17 protein-coding genes are annotated in these 16,656 nt (G+C 62.1%); 3 read left to right on the forward strand and 14 right to left on the reverse strand.

The window, feature by feature from the left end; translation table 11 throughout:
• Window positions 1-110 precede the first annotated feature (110 nt).
• The 3 genes from ntrC to dusB are packed head-to-tail and all read right to left on the reverse strand — an operon-like array spanning window position 111 to window position 3,735.
• Entirely contained in the window at window positions 111-1,571 is a 1,461-nt protein-coding gene (gene ntrC, locus EB231_RS21285; RefSeq protein WP_019858034.1) for a nitrogen regulation protein NR(I), read from the reverse strand.
• Window positions 1,568-2,710 (reverse strand): two-component system sensor histidine kinase NtrB, encoded by a 1,143-nt coding sequence (locus EB231_RS21290; protein WP_172350592.1) that lies wholly within the window; start codon window positions 2,708-2,710, stop codon window positions 1,568-1,570. Before EB231_RS21290 ends, ntrC begins: the two co-directional genes overlap by 4 nt.
• The gene (gene dusB / locus EB231_RS21295; RefSeq protein WP_172350593.1) at window positions 2,707-3,735 is read right to left on the reverse strand and encodes a tRNA dihydrouridine synthase DusB; all 1,029 of its coding nucleotides are present in this window, start codon (window positions 3,733-3,735) and stop codon (window positions 2,707-2,709) included. The genes EB231_RS21290 and dusB overlap by 4 nt, the downstream gene beginning before the upstream one ends.
• Window positions 3,736-3,978: 243 nt before the next feature.
• Between dusB and EB231_RS21300 the strand changes: the two genes are divergently transcribed.
• Entirely contained in the window at window positions 3,979-5,202 is a 1,224-nt protein-coding gene (locus EB231_RS21300) for a bifunctional 2-C-methyl-D-erythritol 4-phosphate cytidylyltransferase/2-C-methyl-D-erythritol 2,4-cyclodiphosphate synthase (RefSeq protein ID WP_172350594.1), read from the forward strand.
• Window positions 5,199-5,708, forward strand: coding sequence for a CinA family protein (locus EB231_RS21305; RefSeq protein WP_172350595.1), 510 nt, complete (start codon window positions 5,199-5,201; stop codon window positions 5,706-5,708). The genes EB231_RS21300 and EB231_RS21305 overlap by 4 nt, the downstream gene beginning before the upstream one ends.
• Here the strand turns inward: EB231_RS21305 and EB231_RS21310 are convergent.
• The 10 genes from EB231_RS21310 to eno form a co-directional block, all read right to left on the reverse strand.
• Complete coding sequence (locus EB231_RS21310; protein ID WP_172350596.1) at window positions 5,684-6,142, reverse strand: type II toxin-antitoxin system RatA family toxin; 459 nt, start codon at window positions 6,140-6,142, stop codon at window positions 5,684-5,686. The two genes, EB231_RS21305 and EB231_RS21310, sit on opposite strands and share 25 nt — an antisense overlap.
• Window positions 6,143-6,240: 98 nt before the next feature.
• Complete coding sequence (gene lipA / locus EB231_RS21315) at window positions 6,241-7,206, reverse strand: lipoyl synthase (protein WP_172350597.1); 966 nt, start codon at window positions 7,204-7,206, stop codon at window positions 6,241-6,243.
• Window positions 7,207-7,343: 137 nt separating this feature from the next.
• Window positions 7,344-7,601: a GlsB/YeaQ/YmgE family stress response membrane protein gene (locus EB231_RS21320; protein ID WP_091586392.1), complete on the reverse strand. Its 258-nt coding sequence runs from the start codon at window positions 7,599-7,601 to the stop codon at window positions 7,344-7,346.
• Window positions 7,602-7,700: 99 nt separating this feature from the next.
• Complete coding sequence (lpdA, locus tag EB231_RS21325) at window positions 7,701-9,164, reverse strand: dihydrolipoyl dehydrogenase (protein WP_172350598.1); 1,464 nt, start codon at window positions 9,162-9,164, stop codon at window positions 7,701-7,703.
• A gap of 16 nt (window positions 9,165-9,180) precedes the next feature.
• Window positions 9,181-9,816, reverse strand: coding sequence for an SGNH/GDSL hydrolase family protein (locus EB231_RS21330; RefSeq protein WP_172350599.1), 636 nt, complete (start codon window positions 9,814-9,816; stop codon window positions 9,181-9,183).
• A 247-nt stretch (window positions 9,817-10,063) separates the two neighbouring features.
• Window positions 10,064-11,446 (reverse strand): pyruvate dehydrogenase complex dihydrolipoamide acetyltransferase, encoded by a 1,383-nt coding sequence (locus EB231_RS21335; RefSeq protein ID WP_172350600.1) that lies wholly within the window; start codon window positions 11,444-11,446, stop codon window positions 10,064-10,066.
• 18 nt (window positions 11,447-11,464) lie between these two features.
• Window positions 11,465-12,850 (reverse strand): pyruvate dehydrogenase complex E1 component subunit beta, encoded by a 1,386-nt coding sequence (locus EB231_RS21340; RefSeq protein ID WP_172350601.1) that lies wholly within the window; start codon window positions 12,848-12,850, stop codon window positions 11,465-11,467.
• A gap of 14 nt (window positions 12,851-12,864) precedes the next feature.
• Complete coding sequence (gene pdhA, locus EB231_RS21345; protein ID WP_056567938.1) at window positions 12,865-13,902, reverse strand: pyruvate dehydrogenase (acetyl-transferring) E1 component subunit alpha; 1,038 nt, start codon at window positions 13,900-13,902, stop codon at window positions 12,865-12,867.
• Window positions 13,903-14,094: 192 nt separating this feature from the next.
• Complete coding sequence (locus EB231_RS21350) at window positions 14,095-14,418, reverse strand: FtsB family cell division protein (protein ID WP_172350602.1); 324 nt, start codon at window positions 14,416-14,418, stop codon at window positions 14,095-14,097.
• Window positions 14,419-14,576: 158 nt separating this feature from the next.
• Window positions 14,577-15,851 (reverse strand): phosphopyruvate hydratase, encoded by a 1,275-nt coding sequence (eno, locus tag EB231_RS21355; RefSeq protein ID WP_172350603.1) that lies wholly within the window; start codon window positions 15,849-15,851, stop codon window positions 14,577-14,579.
• A gap of 199 nt (window positions 15,852-16,050) precedes the next feature.
• Here eno and EB231_RS35545 point away from each other — a divergent pair, with 199 nt between their 5' ends.
• Window positions 16,051-16,176 (forward strand): hypothetical protein, encoded by a 126-nt coding sequence (locus EB231_RS35545; protein WP_281411399.1) that lies wholly within the window; start codon window positions 16,051-16,053, stop codon window positions 16,174-16,176.
• A gap of 58 nt (window positions 16,177-16,234) precedes the next feature.
• Here the strand turns inward: EB231_RS35545 and EB231_RS21360 are convergent, their stop codons facing one another.
• Entirely contained in the window at window positions 16,235-16,600 is a 366-nt protein-coding gene (locus EB231_RS21360) for a PRC-barrel domain-containing protein (protein ID WP_140773880.1), read from the reverse strand.
• Window positions 16,601-16,656 lie beyond the last annotated feature (56 nt).

Consider the following 16,656-nt stretch of genomic DNA (forward strand, 5'->3'; position numbering starts at 1 on the left):
TGATTGCGTCCGATCTATGCAACGCATTGTGGCGATTATGCAACAAGTGTGACAATGGCGGAAATCTTTCGCCGCTCAGTCCCCTGAAAAGAGCGGGATCGGATCAGCGCTCAGCCTGGCCGCGATGATTTATAGACATTGACGCCGAGTTCGCGAATCTTCTTGCGCAGCGTGTTGCGGTTCAGGCCCAGCAGCTCCGCCGCCTTGATCTGGTTGCCGCGAGTCGCCGTCATCGAGGCCAGGACCAGCGGATATTCGACTTCGGACAGGATGCGCTGATAGAGTCCGGCGGGCGGCAATTCGCCGGCAAACGAGGCGAAATAGCGCTGCAGGAAATGCTCAACCGCCTGGCCGATGGAGAGGTCGTCGGGGATGAGGTTGCCGCCGCCGGGGACCACGGGCCGTTCCCCGGTCTTGAGCTCCGCCTCGATGATCTCGGCGGAGATCTCGTCCTGCGAATAGAGCGCGGCGAGCCGGCGAACGAGGTTTTCCAGTTCGCGCACATTGCCGGGCCATGGGTAACGCTTCATCAGTTCAATGCCGCCGGAAGAGATGCGTTTGGTCTGCAGACCCTCCATCTCGCCAAGCTTGAAGAAGTGGCGCACGAGGTCAGGCACGTCCTCGGAGCGCTCACGCAATGCCGGCAGCCTCAGCGGCACGACGTTGAGGCGGTAGAACAAATCCTCGCGGAACAGTCCCTGGTTGATCAGGGTGCGCAGATCCTTGTTGGTGGCGGCGACAATGCGCACGTCGGTCTTGATCGGCGTGCGGCCGCCGACCGTCGTGTATTCGCCCTGCTGCAGGACGCGCAGCAGGCGCGTCTGCGCCTCCATAGGCATGTCGCCGATCTCGTCGAGGAACAGGGTGCCGCCCTCGGCTTGCTCGAAACGGCCGGTGGAGCGGTTCTGGGCGCCGGTGAAGGCGCCCTTCTCGTGGCCGAACAGCTCCGATTCGATCAGGTCGCGCGGAATCGCCGCCATGTTGATGGCGACGAACGGCCCGCCACGACGGCGGCCATATTCATGCAGCGCACGCGCCACCAGTTCCTTGCCGGTGCCGGATTCACCCGAGATCATCACCGTCAGGTCAGTCTGCATCATGCGTGCCAGCATGCGGTAGATGTCCTGCATGGCCGCCGAACGGCCGACCAGCGGCATCGTTTCGGGCTGCTCATCCGGCCGCGCATCGATCTTCGGCCGCCTTGGCTCCGACAGCGCCCGGTTGACGATGTTGAGGAGTTCGGTCAGGTCGAACGGTTTTGGCAGATATTCATAGGCGCCGGTCTCGGATGCGCGGATCGCCGTCATGAACGTGTTCTGGGCGCTCATCACGATAACGGGCAGCTCCGGCCGCGCCTTCTTGATGCGCGGCAGCATGTCGAAGGCGTTTTCGTCCGGCATCACCACGTCTGTGATGACAAGGTCGCCCTCACCCGCCGCCACCCAGCGCCACAAGGTCGAGGCGTTGGAGGTTACGCGCACCTCATGGCCGACGCGAGAGAGGGCCTGATTGAGCACGGTGCGGATCGCCGCATCGTCATCGGCGACGAGAATATTGCCGCGAACCGTCATTTGCGGTCTCCTTCACCGTCTTCTTCAGCGCCGAACGGCGTTTCCTTCCAGGCCGGCATCAGGATGCGGAAAGTGGTTCCGCGCGGGGTCGAGTCGCATTCGATGATGCCGCCATGCTCGCCGACGATTTTGGCGACCAATGCCAGCCCCAGCCCAGAGCCGTTCGGCTTGGTGGTGATGAAGGGATCGAACAGGATCGGCAGGATATCCTCCGAGACGCCGGAGCCGTTGTCGCGGACGCAGAATTCCAGCGGCAGCGATACGCGGTCCTGCGTTCCGGGAACCGAAACGCGAATGCCCGGCCGGAAGGCGGTCGACAGCACGATCTCCCCTTGCGGGTCGCTGCCGATCGCCTCAGCGGCGTTCTTGACCAGGTTCAGGAACACCTGGATCAGCTGGTCGCGATTGGCGAATACCGGAGGCAATGATGGATCATAGTCCTCCATTATCTTGATTTTCTTTGCAAAACCGTTCTTGGCAATCGCCTTGACGTGGTCGAGCACGACATGGATGTTGACGGGGTATCGATCGATCGGCCGCTCGTCGGAAAACACCTCCATGCGATCGACCAGCGACACGATACGGTCCGTCTCGTCGGTAATCAGCCGGGTCAGCGCGCGGTCTTCATCGGAGGCGGACAGTTCGAGCAACTGGGCGGCACCGCGAATGCCGGAGAGCGGGTTCTTGATCTCATGGGCAAGCATCGCCGCCAGGCCGGTCACCGAGCGCGCCGCACCACGATGCGTCATCTGCCGGTCGATCTTGTCGGCCATCGAGCGTTCCTGGAACATGACCACGACGGAGCCAGGGAATTCCGGCACCGGCGCGACATAGAGATCGACGACCTTCTCGATGCCGAGGCGTGGCGACGACACATCGACGCGATACTCGTTGACCGGAGCCCGGCGCTCGCGCACCTGGTCGACAAGGGTCAGCAGCGGACTGCCGAAGGGGATCAGCTTGGACAGCGTGTTGCGCGCCAGCATGGTCGCGCTGGAGCGAAAGAAGTCCTCGGCATCGGCGTTGGCGAAGGTGATGAACCCCTCCTCGCTGATCATGATCACCGGACGCCGGATGGTGTTGAGAACGATCTGGGCGGCATCCGCCATTTCAGCGACCTGGCCTGCGGTGGCGTTCATGCGGCGCTCCTCAGGATCAAGGGTTGCGGATCGCGCGAGAACACATCTCGCAGCAAGGCAATGACGCGGTCCGGCTCGAACGTGGTCAGGATGGCTTTCCGGTCGTCGTCGGCAACGCCAACGGCATGGCGATCGAGATACCAGCCCAGATGCTTGCGCGCCTGCCGCAAGCCGCTCTCGACACCATAAAGCGCCAGCATGTCCTCGTAGTGGGCGACAATATAGTCGGCCAATGCCGCGGGATTTTGCGGTACGTAGACGGCCGTTTCGCCTGCCGCCGCGGCTGCGATGCCACCGGCGATCCAGGGCGCGCCATAATGCGCGCGGCCGACCATCACCGCGTCGGCGCCGGATTGCTCTAGAATGGTGGCCGCTTCGGCCGGGGAGCAGACATCGCCATTGGCAACGACAGGAATCGACACAGCTTCCTTGACGCGAGCGATGGCACGCCAGTCGGCCTTGCCCTGATAGAACTGGCAGCGCGTGCGACCGTGCACCGTCACCATGCTGACGCCCGCCTGCTCGGCACGGCGCGCAAGGACCGGTGCGTTGAGCGCACCTTCGTCCCACCCAAGCCGCATCTTGACCGTCACCGGCACCTTCACCGCGCCAACCACGGCCTCGATCAAAGACAGTGCATGGTCGAGGTCGAGCATCAATGCCGAACCGGCATAGCCGCCGGTAACCTTCTTGGCCGGGCAGCCCATGTTGATGTCGATGATGTCGGCGCCCTCGCCAGCGGCGATCCGCGCGCCTTCGGCCATATGGGCCGCCTCGCGGCCGGCAAGCTGCACCATATGGACGGGCAGCCCGGAATGACGTATGCGCAGGTCGAAGCCGGCCCTGCCCTTGGCCAGTTCGCCGCTTGCCACCATTTCGGACACGACAAGGCCAGCGCCATGCGCATGGGCGCGTTGCCGGAAAGGCTCGTCTGTAATACCCGACATCGGCGCGAGGAACACGCGATTGCGGATTTCCACGCCGCCAACGTCGAGAGGCGCGGCCAATTTGGTCAGGTTAACCATGCACAAAAACCAAGCACGTCCATTCGTTGCACATTCTCTAGCCAGAACCGCCGCAATGTGCAACGCGGAATGACGCCACATTAAGGCGCAATTGGGAAAATGCCGGCCCTTCGGTTTTGTCGCGACCCCGGGCGCCCCGCGTCCTTGAGGACGCGTCGGGGACACCTTGGAATTCATATTTGACGCACGATCTTTTCGGAAAACCAATTACACTTTTGGGGATCGTGCGCTAAGCCAATCGCCATGACTGACGGAAGTGAAAACTCGAGCGCGACAGGTGGGGTTGCGGTGGTGATCGTCGCCGCCGGCCGGGGCGCTCGTGCCGGGCAGGCCAACGGACCCAAGCAGTACCAGAACATCGGCGACCGCGCGGTCATTGCGCATACGCTGGAGATGTTTCTTGCCCATCCGCGAACCGGCCAGATTGTCGTCGCCATCCACGCCGACGATCACGAACTGTTCCGGCAGGCGGCGGGTGCCCAGGCCCAGCGTGTCATCGCCGTCATCGGCGGGCCGACCAGGCAGGAGTCCGTCCGGCTCGGGCTTCTGGCGCTGAAGGGCCACGCGCCGGGCCAGGTTCTGATTCACGATGCCGTCCGCCCCTTCGTCGACGCGGACTTGATCGACCGCACCATCGCCGCCATCAGCGAACACGAGGGGGCGTTGCCTGCCCTGCCCGTCGCCGACACGCTGAAGCGCGAGTCGGCATCCGGCGTGGTCGCGGAAACCGTTTCCCGCAGCGGGCTGCACGCGGCGCAAACACCGCAAGGTTTTCCCTACGGGCCGATCCTCGCCGCACATGACAAGGCCCATCAGTTGGGCAAGCTCGATTTCACCGATGACGCGGCCATCGCCGAATGGGCGCATATTCCGGTCAAGCTCGTTCCGGGCTCGCCGGACAATGTCAAACTCACCTGGGCACGGGACATCGCCATGGCGCACCAGCGACTTTCCAGCGAACGAATACACTTCCCAGACATCCGCACCGGGAACGGCTATGATGTCCATGCCTTCGAGGCTGGCGATCACGTGACCCTGTGCGGCGTCGCCATTCCGCACGACAAGAAATTGTCCGGCCATTCCGATGCCGATGTCGGCCTGCACGCCTTGACCGATGCGCTGCTGGCGACCTGCGGCGCCGGCGACATCGGCACGCATTTTCCCCCGTCCGATCGACAGTGGAAGGGTGCCGCGTCGCGGATATTCGTCGAACATGCGGCGAGGGTGGTGCGCGAGCGCGGCGGACGCATCGCCAATGCCGACATCACGCTTATCTGTGAAGCGCCGCGTGTCGGCCCGCACCGCGAGGCGATGACATCGGCCCTTTCGCAGATGCTGGGGATTTCCGCCGACCGCATCTCGATCAAGGCCACAACCAACGAAAAACTCGGCTTCGTCGGCCGCGAGGAAGGCATCGCGGCGATCGCTACCGCCAGCGTGGTTTTCCCCGGCGAGGTGCCGGAATGAGCAACGGCGAGCTGGCAATTGCCCTGTTCGAGGCCTGCCGCGAGCGCGGCATCATGGTGGCCACGGCGGAAAGCTGCACCGGCGGCATGATCATTGCCGCGCTGACCGACATTGCAGGCTCCTCCGCCGTGGTCGATCGCGGCTTCATCACCTATTCCAATGAAGCCAAGATGGACATGCTTGGCGTTTCCGCTGCCACGCTCGACGCGCATGGCGCGGTTTCCCGCGAGACAGCGATCGAGATGGCCGCCGGTGCGCTTTCCCGCTCGCGCGCAGGGTTGACCCTGGCGGTTACCGGGATCGCCGGGCCCGGCGGCGGTTCGGCGGAAAAACCTGTCGGCCTGGTCTGGTTTGGCGTCGGCCTTGCTGGGCAAACGGTGACCGCCGAACGCCAGCTGTTCGCCGACAACGGCCGTGCTTTCATCCGCCGCGAAACGGTCAGGCAAGCGCTGGAGTTGGGTCTGCGTGCGCTCGGCCAGCATCAGGCCGGCGGCGCAACCCCATAGATGACGTCGGCGCGCTTTTCGAAAGCCTCGGCGAACATGCGAAAGGCACGGTCGAACATGGTGCCCATCACCGCGCCCAGGATGCGGCTCTTGAACTCATAGTCGATGAAGAAGCGGACGGCACAGCCGGCGCCATTGGGCTCGAAACGCCAGACATTGCTCAGATATTTGAACGGGCCGTCGATGTACTTTACGTCGATGGCGTTCTCGTCGGGCTTCAGCAGCACCTGCGTCGTGAAGGTTTCGCGGATGGCCTTGTAGCCGATGCTCATATCGGCGACGAGAACGGTGCGCCCATCACGCTCCTTGCGCGAGCGCACCGTCAGCGCTTCGCAAAGCGGCAGGAATTGCGGATAGGCCTCGACATCGGCAACCAGCGCAAACATCTGCTGCGGCGTATGGGTAACGCGGCGGGTGGCTTCGAATTTCGGCATGAACCAGCTCTAAAGCGGGTCGCGTCGAAACGGATTCACGCGACGCGCTTCAGAATCTTCGTTTTTATGCATGTCGTTCTCACTTTGGGCGCCATGCATCAGAGCGATTTCTGGAGCTGCGCTTCCCGCGCCGCGCGTAGCCGGGCGAAATCGTCGCCGGCGTGGTGCGATGAGCGCGTCAGCGGACTCGATGCCACCAGCAGAAAACCCTTGGTCCGGCCGATCGTCTCAAAGGATTTGAATTCCTCCGGGGTGACGAAGCGGATCACCGGGTGGTGCTTCTTCGACGGCTGCAGATATTGGCCGATGGTCATGAAGTCGACATTGGCCGAACGCAGATCGTCCATCAGCTGCAGGATTTCATTCCGCTCCTCGCCCAGCCCGACCATGATGCCGGACTTGGTGAAGATCGACGGATCGAGTTCCTTGACCCGCTGCAACAGCCGGATCGAGTGGAAATAGCGAGCACCCGGCCGGACCTTAAGATAGTTGGACGGCACTGTTTCGAGATTGTGGTTGAAAACGTCGGGCTTGGCCGCCACGACGATCTCAAGCGCACCGTCCTTGCGCAGGAAATCCGGCGTCAGGATTTCTATCGTGGTCGACGGCGTTGCCGCCCGGATGGCCCGGATCACGTCGGCGAAGTGCTGAGCGCCGCCATCGGCGAGATCGTCGCGGTCGACGGAGGTGATGACGACGTGGCTGAGCCCCATCTGCTTGACGGCATGCGCGACGCGGGCAGGCTCACCAGGATCAAGCGCGGTTGGAATGCCGGTGGCGACATTGCAGAAGGCACAGGCGCGGGTGCAGATCTCGCCCATGATCATGAATGTGGCGTGCTTCTTTTCCCAGCATTCACCAATGTTGGGGCACCCAGCCTCTTCGCAGACCGTCACCAGCTTGTGGGATTTGACGATCTCACGCGTCTCGGCATAGCCCTTCGAGACCGGCGCCTTGACGCGGATCCAATCCGGCTTGCGCAAAACTTCCTGGTCGGGCTTGTGCGCCTTCTCGGGGTGCCGCAACCGCGGCGCGTTGGCGATCGTGTCGAGGACCGTGACCATCTGAACCTTGGCTTTTCTCGCGATCGCCTGTCGGCGATCGTCACTTTAACGTCATCTAGGACTTTTCGGCGCAAAGAAAAAGGCTGCAGCGGCGCATGCCGCTACAACCGTTTTCGCATAGCCGCAACGATATGCCTTTAACGGCGCACCAGGCGTCCGACCCAGATCAGCAGGCAGGCACCGATGAAGCCGGTGATCAGGTAGGCAATCCAGCCGACGCCGAATGGACCGAAATTGAGCGCCTGCAGGATGGCGTTCAATACCACCGCACCAACGATGCCCATGATAATGTTCATGAAAATGCCGGTGTTGCTCTTCATGAACATTTCGGCGAACCAGCCTGCCAGGCCGCCAATGATGATGGCTGCGATCCAGCCCACGCCGTTCAAGTGCATATGCCTTCTCCTTGCGCGCGTAAAAATGCATCCGGAAATGAACTGCCTTGCCGCCGAGTTCCCAGGGCTTTCGCGGCTGAGTCTCTTGCGGCGAATCTATCATGCGTTCAACGCGCGGCCATAGGCGTCGAGCACGCTTTCCTTCATCATCTCCGACAGCGTCGGATGCGGGAAGACGGTGTGCATCAGCTCCTCTTCAGTCGTCTCAAGGTTCATCGCCACGACAAAGCCCTGGATCAGCTCGGTCACTTCGGCGCCCACCATATGGGCACCGAGCAACTGACCGGTCTTCTTGTCGAAGATGGTCTTGATGAAGCCCTGGTCCTCGCCAAGCGCGATCGCCTTGCCGTTGGCGGCGAACTGGAAGCGGCCGACGCGGATATCCTTGCCCTCGGCCTTGGCCTTGGCTTCCGTCAGGCCGACGGAGGCGACCTGCGGATTGCAGTAGGTGCAACCGGGGATCTTGAGCTTGTCGATGGCATGCACGCCGGGGAAATTCGCGATCTTCTCCACACATACGACGCCCTCATGCTCGGCCTTGTGGGCAAGCATTGGCGGGCCGGCGACATCGCCGATGGCGTAGATGCCCGGTACATTGGTCTTGCCGTAACCGTCGACGACGACGCAGCCGCGGTCGGTCTTCACACCAAGCGCTTCAAGCCCAAGATTCTCGATGTTGCCTTGCACGCCGACGGCCGAAATCATGCGGTCGGCGGTGATCTTCTCGACCTTGCCGTCCTTCATCTCGACATGCGCGGTGACCGAATTGGCTCCCTTTTCGACTTTGGTCACCTTGGCCTCGAGGATGATCTTCATGCCTTGCTTCTCGAACTGTCTTTGCGCGAATTTCGAGACTTCGGCATCCTCGACCGGCATCACCGCCGGCAACAATTCGACGACCGTTACGTCGGCACCCATGGTGCGGTAGAAGGAAGCGAATTCGATGCCGATGGCGCCCGAGCCCATCACCAGCAGCGATTTTGGCATCTCCTTCGGCACCATGGCTTCAAAATAGGTCCAGATCAGCTTGCCGTCCGGCTCGATGCCAGGCAGCGCGCGGGGCCGCGCACCGGTCGCCAGGATGATATGTTTGGCGGTGTAGGTGCCCTCGCCCTTGACGCCCTTCGGCACTGGCGGCTGCGGCTCCATCGGCTTCTTGGCCGTCTTGGAGACGACGATCTCGCCCAATTTGTCGCCAGAAGGAGCCTTCGACAGCTTGGCTTCGCCCCAGATGACGTCGACCTTGTTCTTCTTCATCAGGAAGGCAACGCCGCCATTGAGCCGCAGCGAGACTTTGCGCGACCGGTCGACGACAGCCGACGTGTCGACACTGACCTTGCCGTCGAGCTTCAGGCCATAGTCCTTCAAATGATCGGAATAGTGCATGATCTCGGCCGAGCGCAGCAGCGCCTTGGTTGGAATGCAGCCCCAGTTGAGGCAGATGCCGCCGAGATGCTCCCGCTCGACGATCGCCGTCTTGAAGCCGAGCTGGGCGGAACGCACCGCCGTGACATAGCCGCCCGGGCCGGAGCCGATGATGATGACGTCGTAGTTCTCAGCCACGGTTTTTCTCCTTCAATCACAATTCCAGCATGACGCGCACGACCGGTGTCAGCGCCTTGCCGATGTTTCGCGTGTTTTCGGCGTCGAGATGGACGCCATCGAGCGGTGTGGTTTGCGCCACGGTGCCGGCATCGAAGAAACCGCAGCCGACTTCGTCGGCCAACGCCGCATATTGCGGTGCCAGATGCCTGGAAGCATCATCGCCGCCGGCGAACATTTCCTTGAAGTCGGCATTTTCGGTGCGGCTTACAACGGGCGGCGACACAATGAGTATCTGTGGCGCCGGCCAGTCGAACGGATAGTCATGGCCACGCACGATGTCGATCAATCGCTGGATGCCTTGCTTGGCCGCGACCGGGTTGCCGTGGATCCACGGCTTCATGTCGTTGGCGCCGAGCATGATGACGATCAGGTCGATCGGTGCGTGCGTCGTCAGCACCGTCGGCAACACCCGCGCGCCATTGCGATCCGCCCCAGCCAGATGATCGTCGAAGGCCGTGGTGCGGCCATTGAGGCCATCGGCGATGACCTGGACGCCGTCGCCAAGCCCAGCCTGCAGCACGCTTGGCCAGCGATCCTGCAGTGCATGGCGGCCACCCTCGGCATTGTAACCCCAGGTCAGAGAATCGCCGTAGCAAAGCACCGTCTTCATCCGTTCAACCCGTCCTTGCTTCAATCAAACCGGGCCCTGCTCGCCAGCGCACGAAAAGCCATCGCACAACGAGAGGACGAGGGTGGAGACAACCGTTACCAATGCTGAGAGCAAGAACACCAGGGTGTACTCTTCCTGTGCGTTGGCGATGACAGCCGGTTGCTGCGCCACCAACGCCGCCGGCGAATCCGGAAAGGATGAAGGCGAAAAGGCTGGTGAAGAATTTCCGCACCGCCTCTCCCCTTGCCTAGACCAGCATGCCCATCGGATTCTCGATCAACCGCTTGAAGGCGACCAGCAGTTCGGCGCCAAGTGCCCCGTCGACGGCACGATGGTCCGTCGACAGCGTCACCGACATCACGGTGGCTATTCTGATCTCGCCGTTCTTGACCACGGCCCGCTCCTCGCCGGCACCCACCGCCAGGATCGTCGCATGCGGCGGGTTGATGACGGCGGCGAAGTCCTTGATGCCGAACATGCCGAGGTTCGACACCGCCGTGGTGCCGCCCTGATACTCTTCCGGCTTCAGCTTGCGGCTGCGTGCACGGCTCGCCAGATCCTTCATCTCGTTGGAGATGGTGGACAGCGACTTCTCGTCGGCATGCCGAATGATCGGCGTGATCAGGCCGCCGGGGATCGAGACGGCGACGCCGACATCGGCATGCTTGTGCTTGACCATGGAGGTCTCGGTCCATGACGCATTGGCATCCGGCACCGCCTTCAGCGCCATCGCCATCGCCTTGATGACCATGTCGTTGACCGACAGCTTGTAGGCGGGCGCCTCACCCTTGTCGGTCTTCTTCACCGGGGCGGCGGCATTGATCTGCGTGCGCAGCGCCAGCAGCGCGTCGAGCTCGCAGTCGAGCGTCAGGTAGAAATGCGGAATGGTGGTCTTGGCCTCGACGAGGCGGCGCGCGATAGTCTTGCGCATGTTGTCGTGCGGGACGAGGTCGTAGGAGCCCTCCTCGAACAGCTTCAGCACCTGGTCGTCCGACATCGCCTTCACGGCAGGAGCGGAAGCAGCAGCCGGCGCGCCGGCCGGAGCCTTGGCCGGTGGCGCCGCCTTGGCGCCGCCACCGGCAATCGCCGCGTCGACGTCGGCCTTCACCACCCGCCCATGCGGGCCGGTGCCGGTCACACCAGACACATCGACGCCGGCCTCCTTGGCGATACGGCGCGCAAGCGGCGAGGCGAAGGTGCGCTCGCCAGCCGCATGACCATTGGCGGCCGGAGCCGCCTTGGGCGCGGGGGCGGCAGGTTCGGCCTTTGGCGCCTCGGCCTTCGGTGCCTCGGCTTTTGGTGCTTCAGCCTTGGCATCCGCCTTCGGCGCCTCGGCTTTCGCCGGTGCGGCACCGCCACCGCTTTTCGCGGCGGCGCCCGCGTCTTCGCCTTCGGCCGCGAGGACGGCGATCAGTGCGTTGACCTTGACGCCTTCGGTGCCGGCCGGAACGACGAGCTTGGCGACCGTGCCCTCATCCACGGCTTCGACCTCCATCGTCGCCTTGTCGGTCTCGATCTCGGCGATGACATCGCCCGGCGAAACCTTGTCACCCTCCTTGACCAGCCATTTTGACAGATTGCGCTCTTCCATCGTGGGCGAGAGCGCCGGCATGGTGATGTTGATTGGCATTTTGTCCTCCCGCCCGGTTCAGCGATATGCGACGGCTTTGACCGCCTCGATGACCTCGCCGACATTCGGCAATGCCAGCTTCTCGAGGTTTGCCGCATAAGGCATCGGTACATCCTTGCCGGCAATGGTGATGACCGGCGCGTCGAGGAAATCGAAGGCGCGCTGCGAGACCTGGTTGGCGATGTGGTCGCCGACCGAGTTCTGCGGGAAGCCCTCTTCCACCACGACCAGCCGATTGGTCTTCTTGACCGAGGCGATGATCGTGTCGAGGTCGAGCGGGCGAATGGTCCTGAGATCGATGATCTCGGCGTCGATGCCCATGCCGCGCAATTCCGCCTCCGCCTTGACCGCATAGGTCATGCCGATCCCGAACGAGACGATGGTGACGTCCTTGCCTTGCTTGTGGATGCGCGCCTTGCCGATCGGCAGCACGAAATCATCGAGCTTCGGCACGTCGAAGGACTGGCCGTAGAGGATTTCGTTCTCGAGGAAGATGATCGGGTTGGGGTCGCGGATTGCTGCTTTCAGCAAGCCCTTGGCGTCAGCGGCCGTATACGGCATCACAACCTTCAGGCCCGGAATGTGGCTGTACCAGGCGGCGTAGCACTGCGAGTGCTGGGCGGCGACACGGGCGGCAGCGCCGTTCGGTCCGCGAAACACTATTGGCGCACCCATCTGGCCGCCCGACATATAGAGCGTCTTGGCGGCCGAGTTGATGATCTGGTCGATCGCCTGCATGGCGAAGTTGAAGGTCATGAACTCGACGATCGGCTTCAGCCCGGCCATCGCCGCACCGACGCCGACGCCGGCAAAACCGTGCTCGGTGATCGGCGTGTCGACGACGCGACGCGGTCCGAATTCCTGCAGCAACCCTTGCGTGATCTTGTAGGCGCCCTGGTATTCGGCGACCTCCTCGCCCATGACGAAGACATCGCCGTCGCGGCGCATCTCCTCGGCCATGGCATCGCGCAGCGCTTCGCGCACCGTGGTCGAGACCATCTCGGTGCCGGCAGGAATATCCGGATCGGTGGCGATCTCGGTCTTCGGTGCCGCCGCGACTGGTGCCGCGGCCGCGCTCTTGGCCGCAACCGGTGCCGGTGCAGCCGTTTCAGCCTTGGCGGGCTCTTCGCCGATGCCTTCGCCGGCCTTGTCGGTGTCTTCGCCTTCAACCGCAAGCACGGCGATCACCGCATTGACCTTGACGCCTTCAGTGCCGGCTGGAACCACGATCTTGGCCAGAGTGCCTTCATCGACAGCTTCGACTTCCATCGTCGCCTTGTCGGTTTCGATCTCGGCGATAACGTCGCCGGCGACGACCTTGTCGCCCTCGTTCTTCAACCACTTGGAAAGATTGCCCTCTTCCATGGTCGGCGAGAGAGCGGGCATGAGAATTTCGATCGGCATGTCCTGGCCCTCCCTTACAATACGATATCGGTCCAGAGCTCGGACGGATCCGGCTCCGCATCGTTCTGGGCAAACTCGGCGGCGTCGGCAACGATGTCGCGAACCTCCTTGTCGATGGTCTTCAATTCGTCCTCGGTCGCCCACTTCTTCTCGATCAGCCGCGCCTTGACCTGCTCGATCGGGTCATGCTCGGAGCGCATCTTCTGCACTTCTTCCTTCGAGCGGTATTTCGCCGGATCCGACATCGAGTGGCCGCGATAGCGATAGGTCTGCATTTCGAGGATCAGCGGGCCATTGCCGGCACGGCACCATTCGGTGGCGAGTTCGCCGGCGGCCTTGACCGCGCGCACATCCATGCCGTCGACCTGGATACCTGGAATCTTGAAGGACGCACCCCGATGCGAGAAATCCGTCTCCGCGGAAGAGCGCGAAACCGACGTGCCCATGGCGTAGCGGTTGTTCTCGATGATGTAGATCACCGGCAGCTTCCATAGCGAGGCCATGTTGAAGCTTTCATAGACCTGGCCCTGGTTGGCGGCGCCATCGCCGAAATAGGTCAGCGAGACATTGTTGTTGTCGCGGTAGCGATTGGCGAAGGCCAGTCCGGTGCCGAGCGACACCTGTGCGCCGACAATGCCGTGGCCCCCGTAAAAATGCTTCTCCTTGGAGAACATATGCATGGAGCCGCCCTTGCCCCGCGACAGGCCGCCACGGCGACCAGTCAGTTCAGCCATGACGCCGCGCGGTGAAAGCTCCATCGCCAGCATGTGGCCGTGGTCGCGATAGGCGGTGATCATCTGATCGCCCTCGATCAGCGCCATCTTCATGCCGGTGACGACCGCTTCCTGGCCGATATAGAGATGGCAGAAGCCGCCGATGAAGCCCATGCCGTAGAGTTGGCCGGCCTTTTCCTCGAAGCGGCGGATGAGCAGCATATGCCGGTAGGCGGCAAGCTCTTCGTCCTTGGTGAATTCAGCGGGCTTGGGCGCGGAAAGACCCGATTTGCCGTCGGATTTCGATTTGGCAGGCGCTTTTCTGGCTGCGGTGGCCATGCATCACTCCCTGTTGGCGTCTCTTGGCGGACATTAGGGCAGGATGAATCCGCCCTGGGAAGATCAGCTCTCCCCACCGATTTATGCAAGGCTAACACGCGTTACAGCGTTGCGCCATGACGAATTTGCATAGCTGGCATGCGCCTAAGCGATTAAAATCATTGAAAATATTGCTGATTAACTGAAATACGGTTATTTCACCGAAGCTGGCAACATGATGGTGATCTCATCGGCCTGGGACAGATTGAGCGCCCTGCGCGCCTGCTCGTCGAGCATGTCCTTCTCCAGCGTGCCGTCATGCATAAGCCGAACGCGCCGCTCGAGCTCCATCCGGCGCGCCTTGACGGCATCAAGCTGCGCCTGCAGCGCGACCGCCTGGGCTTCCAGCTGATATTTCGAATTGATGCCGAATTCGCCGTGATAGGCATGGAAGCCGAAATAGGTCAGGAACACGACGCAAAGCGAAGGGATGATCAGCCGGCCGGTATTTCTCTGCTTGTGCTGACGCGTCCACATCGCCCGTTCCTCGCAGCCGCGAACTCAGGCGGCTCACGATCTTTTTCACCCGATTGTGCTTAACGGACGGTTACGGAGCCCTGCCCGGCGACAACGAAATGAAAAAGGGCGGGAATGATCCCGCCCTTCGTGCAACATCCGAGTTCAGTGTTTTCGGATCAGCCCTTGATCACCGACTTGCCGGCGTAACGCGCCTGCTTGCCGAGCTCTTCCTCGATGCGGATCAACTGGTTGTACTTGGCCATGCGGTCGGAGCGCGACAGCGAACCCGTCTTGATCTGCCCGCAATTGGTGGCGACGGCGAGATCTGCGATGGTCGAATCCTCGGTCTCACCGGAACGATGCGACATGACAGCGGTGTAGCCAGCCTTGTGGGCAGTCTCGACCGCGTCGAGCGTTTCGGTCAGCGAGCCGATCTGGTTGACCTTGACCAGGATCGAATTGGCAACGCCCATGCGGATGCCGTCGCGCAGGCGCGCCGTGTTGGTGACAAAAAGGTCGTCGCCGACCAGTTGCGTCTTCTTGCCGATCAGGTCGGTCAGGTATTTCCAGCCTTCCCAATCGTCCTCGGCCAAACCATCCTCGATCGTGATGATCGGATAGTCGGCGGCAAGCTTGGCAAGGTACTTGGCCTGCGCCTTGGGGTCACGCGTCTTCTTCTCGCCTTCATAGACATAATTGCCGTCCTTGAAGAACTCGGTGGCGGCACAATCGAGGCCGAGCGCGATCTCCTCGCCCGGCTTGAAGCCGGCCTTCTCGATCGATTCCATGATGAAATCGAGCGCCACCGGCGCGCTCTTCAGGTTCGGGGCGAAGCCGCCTTCGTCGCCAACGTTAGTGTTGTGGCCGGCATCCTTCAGCTTCTTGCGCAGCGTGTGGAAGATTTCCGAGCCCCAGCGCACGCCTTCGCGCAGCGTCGGCGCGCCGACCGGCAGGATCATGAACTCCTGGAAGTCGATCGGGTTGTCGGCATGCGCGCCGCCATTGATGATGTTCATCATCGGCACCGGCAGGATATGCGCCTTGGTGCCGCCGACATAACGGTAGAGCGGCAGGCCGGCGGCATCGGCCGCGGCCTTGGCCACCGCCAGCGAAACGCCAAGAATGGCGTTGGCGCCGAGCCGGCTCTTGTTGGGTGTGCCGTCGAGTTCGATCATCGTCTGGTCGATGTGGATCTGGTTTTCGGCTTCCATGCCGCCGATCGCCTCGAAAAGTTCGCCGTTGACCGCCTCCACGGCCTTCAGCACGCCCTTGCCGAGATAGCGCGCACCGCCATCGCGAAGCTCGACGGCCTCATGGGCGCCGGTCGAGGCTCCTGACGGCACCGCGGCGCGGCCCATCGAACCGTCTTCGAGTACAACATCGACCTCGACGGTCGGGTTTCCACGGCTGTCCAGGATTTCACGTCCGACAATGTCGATGATGGCGGTCATTGCGATGTCCCCGATTGATCTGACGAAAGGTCGCGCCCGTCTTAGCCAAAGCGACGCAAAAGGCAATCCAGCCATGGCCGAATAGTGCCGCCGGCCCGATTCACGAAGCGCAAATTTCTGTCATCATAAGTCATGCGCCCGGACATCAATTTCGGGTTATGGCTATTGTCGCGCGGGGCGAAACAGGAGGAGTTTCGCCATGTCCGAGTTGAGTGGTATTGTCAGTCTGTTTCTGATCGCGGTCGCGTTGCTGACATCATGCGACAATCAGCAGTCGCCGCCAAAGGCCATTGTTACTTTGCCGGCCTTGAGCATCAACGAGTGACGACGATGTGGAATCAAAAAAGGGCCCCGTCGAAACGGGGCCCTTTTTGCCTGTGGGATCAATGCCAGTAGGGCGTGACCTTATAATACTCATAGGACGCGTCACGCGCGCTTTCACCGTCCGCGCCGGCCAGTTCATTGATGGAATAGGCGGGCGCCGCCTTCAGCTGCTCCTTCGAGAAGGGCACGACGTAGCCGCCCTTGTCTTCATCATAGTCGAGACTCGCCCAGGGAACGGCGTGATACTTCTCGCCGATACCAAGGAAGCCGCCAAACCCGATCACCGCGAACATGATGCCGTTCGACGTCTTGTCGAGCATGATGTCCTCGATGCTTCCGATGCTCTTGCCTTCTGTGTTGTAGACGGATGTGCCGATGACTCGCGAAGCGGCAATGGCTTCGGTGTGGCCTGTCTGTGTTGTCATGATCTGCTCCTCGTTGTCGTTGAACACTGCTTTGACAATGAGGAGGACGGGCGAAA

This window comes from Mesorhizobium sp. NZP2298 (assembly GCF_013170825.1).
Taxonomy (GTDB): domain Bacteria; phylum Pseudomonadota; class Alphaproteobacteria; order Rhizobiales; family Rhizobiaceae; genus Mesorhizobium.

Coding starts and splice junctions, on each gene's coding strand:
- EB231_RS21305 (WP_172350595.1), top strand. CDS start 5,199: ATGAGCAACGGCGAGCTGGCAATTGCCCTGTTCGAGGCCTGCCGCGAG.
- EB231_RS35545 (WP_281411399.1), top strand. CDS start 16,051: ATGTCCGAGTTGAGTGGTATTGTCAGTCTGTTTCTGATCGCGGTCGCG.
- EB231_RS21310 (WP_172350596.1), bottom strand. CDS start 6,142: ATGCCGAAATTCGAAGCCACCCGCCGCGTTACCCATACGCCGCAGCAG.
- EB231_RS21320 (WP_091586392.1), bottom strand. CDS start 7,601: ATGCACTTGAACGGCGTGGGCTGGATCGCAGCCATCATCATTGGCGGC.
- ntrC (WP_019858034.1), bottom strand. CDS start 1,571: ATGACGGTTCGCGGCAATATTCTCGTCGCCGATGACGATGCGGCGATC.
- lipA (WP_172350597.1), bottom strand. CDS start 7,206: ATGGTCACGGTCCTCGACACGATCGCCAACGCGCCGCGGTTGCGGCAC.
- EB231_RS21335 (WP_172350600.1), bottom strand. CDS start 11,446: ATGCCAATCAACATCACCATGCCGGCGCTCTCGCCCACGATGGAAGAG.
- EB231_RS21350 (WP_172350602.1), bottom strand. CDS start 14,418: ATGTGGACGCGTCAGCACAAGCAGAGAAATACCGGCCGGCTGATCATC.
- dusB (WP_172350593.1), bottom strand. CDS start 3,735: ATGGTTAACCTGACCAAATTGGCCGCGCCTCTCGACGTTGGCGGCGTG.
- EB231_RS21340 (WP_172350601.1), bottom strand. CDS start 12,850: ATGCCGATCGAAATTCTCATGCCCGCTCTCTCGCCGACCATGGAAGAG.
- EB231_RS21330 (WP_172350599.1), bottom strand. CDS start 9,816: ATGAAGACGGTGCTTTGCTACGGCGATTCTCTGACCTGGGGTTACAAT.
- EB231_RS21300 (WP_172350594.1), top strand. CDS start 3,979: ATGACTGACGGAAGTGAAAACTCGAGCGCGACAGGTGGGGTTGCGGTG.
- eno (WP_172350603.1), bottom strand. CDS start 15,851: ATGACCGCCATCATCGACATTGTCGGACGTGAAATCCTGGACAGCCGT.
- pdhA (WP_056567938.1), bottom strand. CDS start 13,902: ATGGCCACCGCAGCCAGAAAAGCGCCTGCCAAATCGAAATCCGACGGC.
- EB231_RS21360 (WP_140773880.1), bottom strand. CDS start 16,600: ATGACAACACAGACAGGCCACACCGAAGCCATTGCCGCTTCGCGAGTC.
- EB231_RS21290 (WP_172350592.1), bottom strand. CDS start 2,710: ATGAACGCCACCGCAGGCCAGGTCGCTGAAATGGCGGATGCCGCCCAG.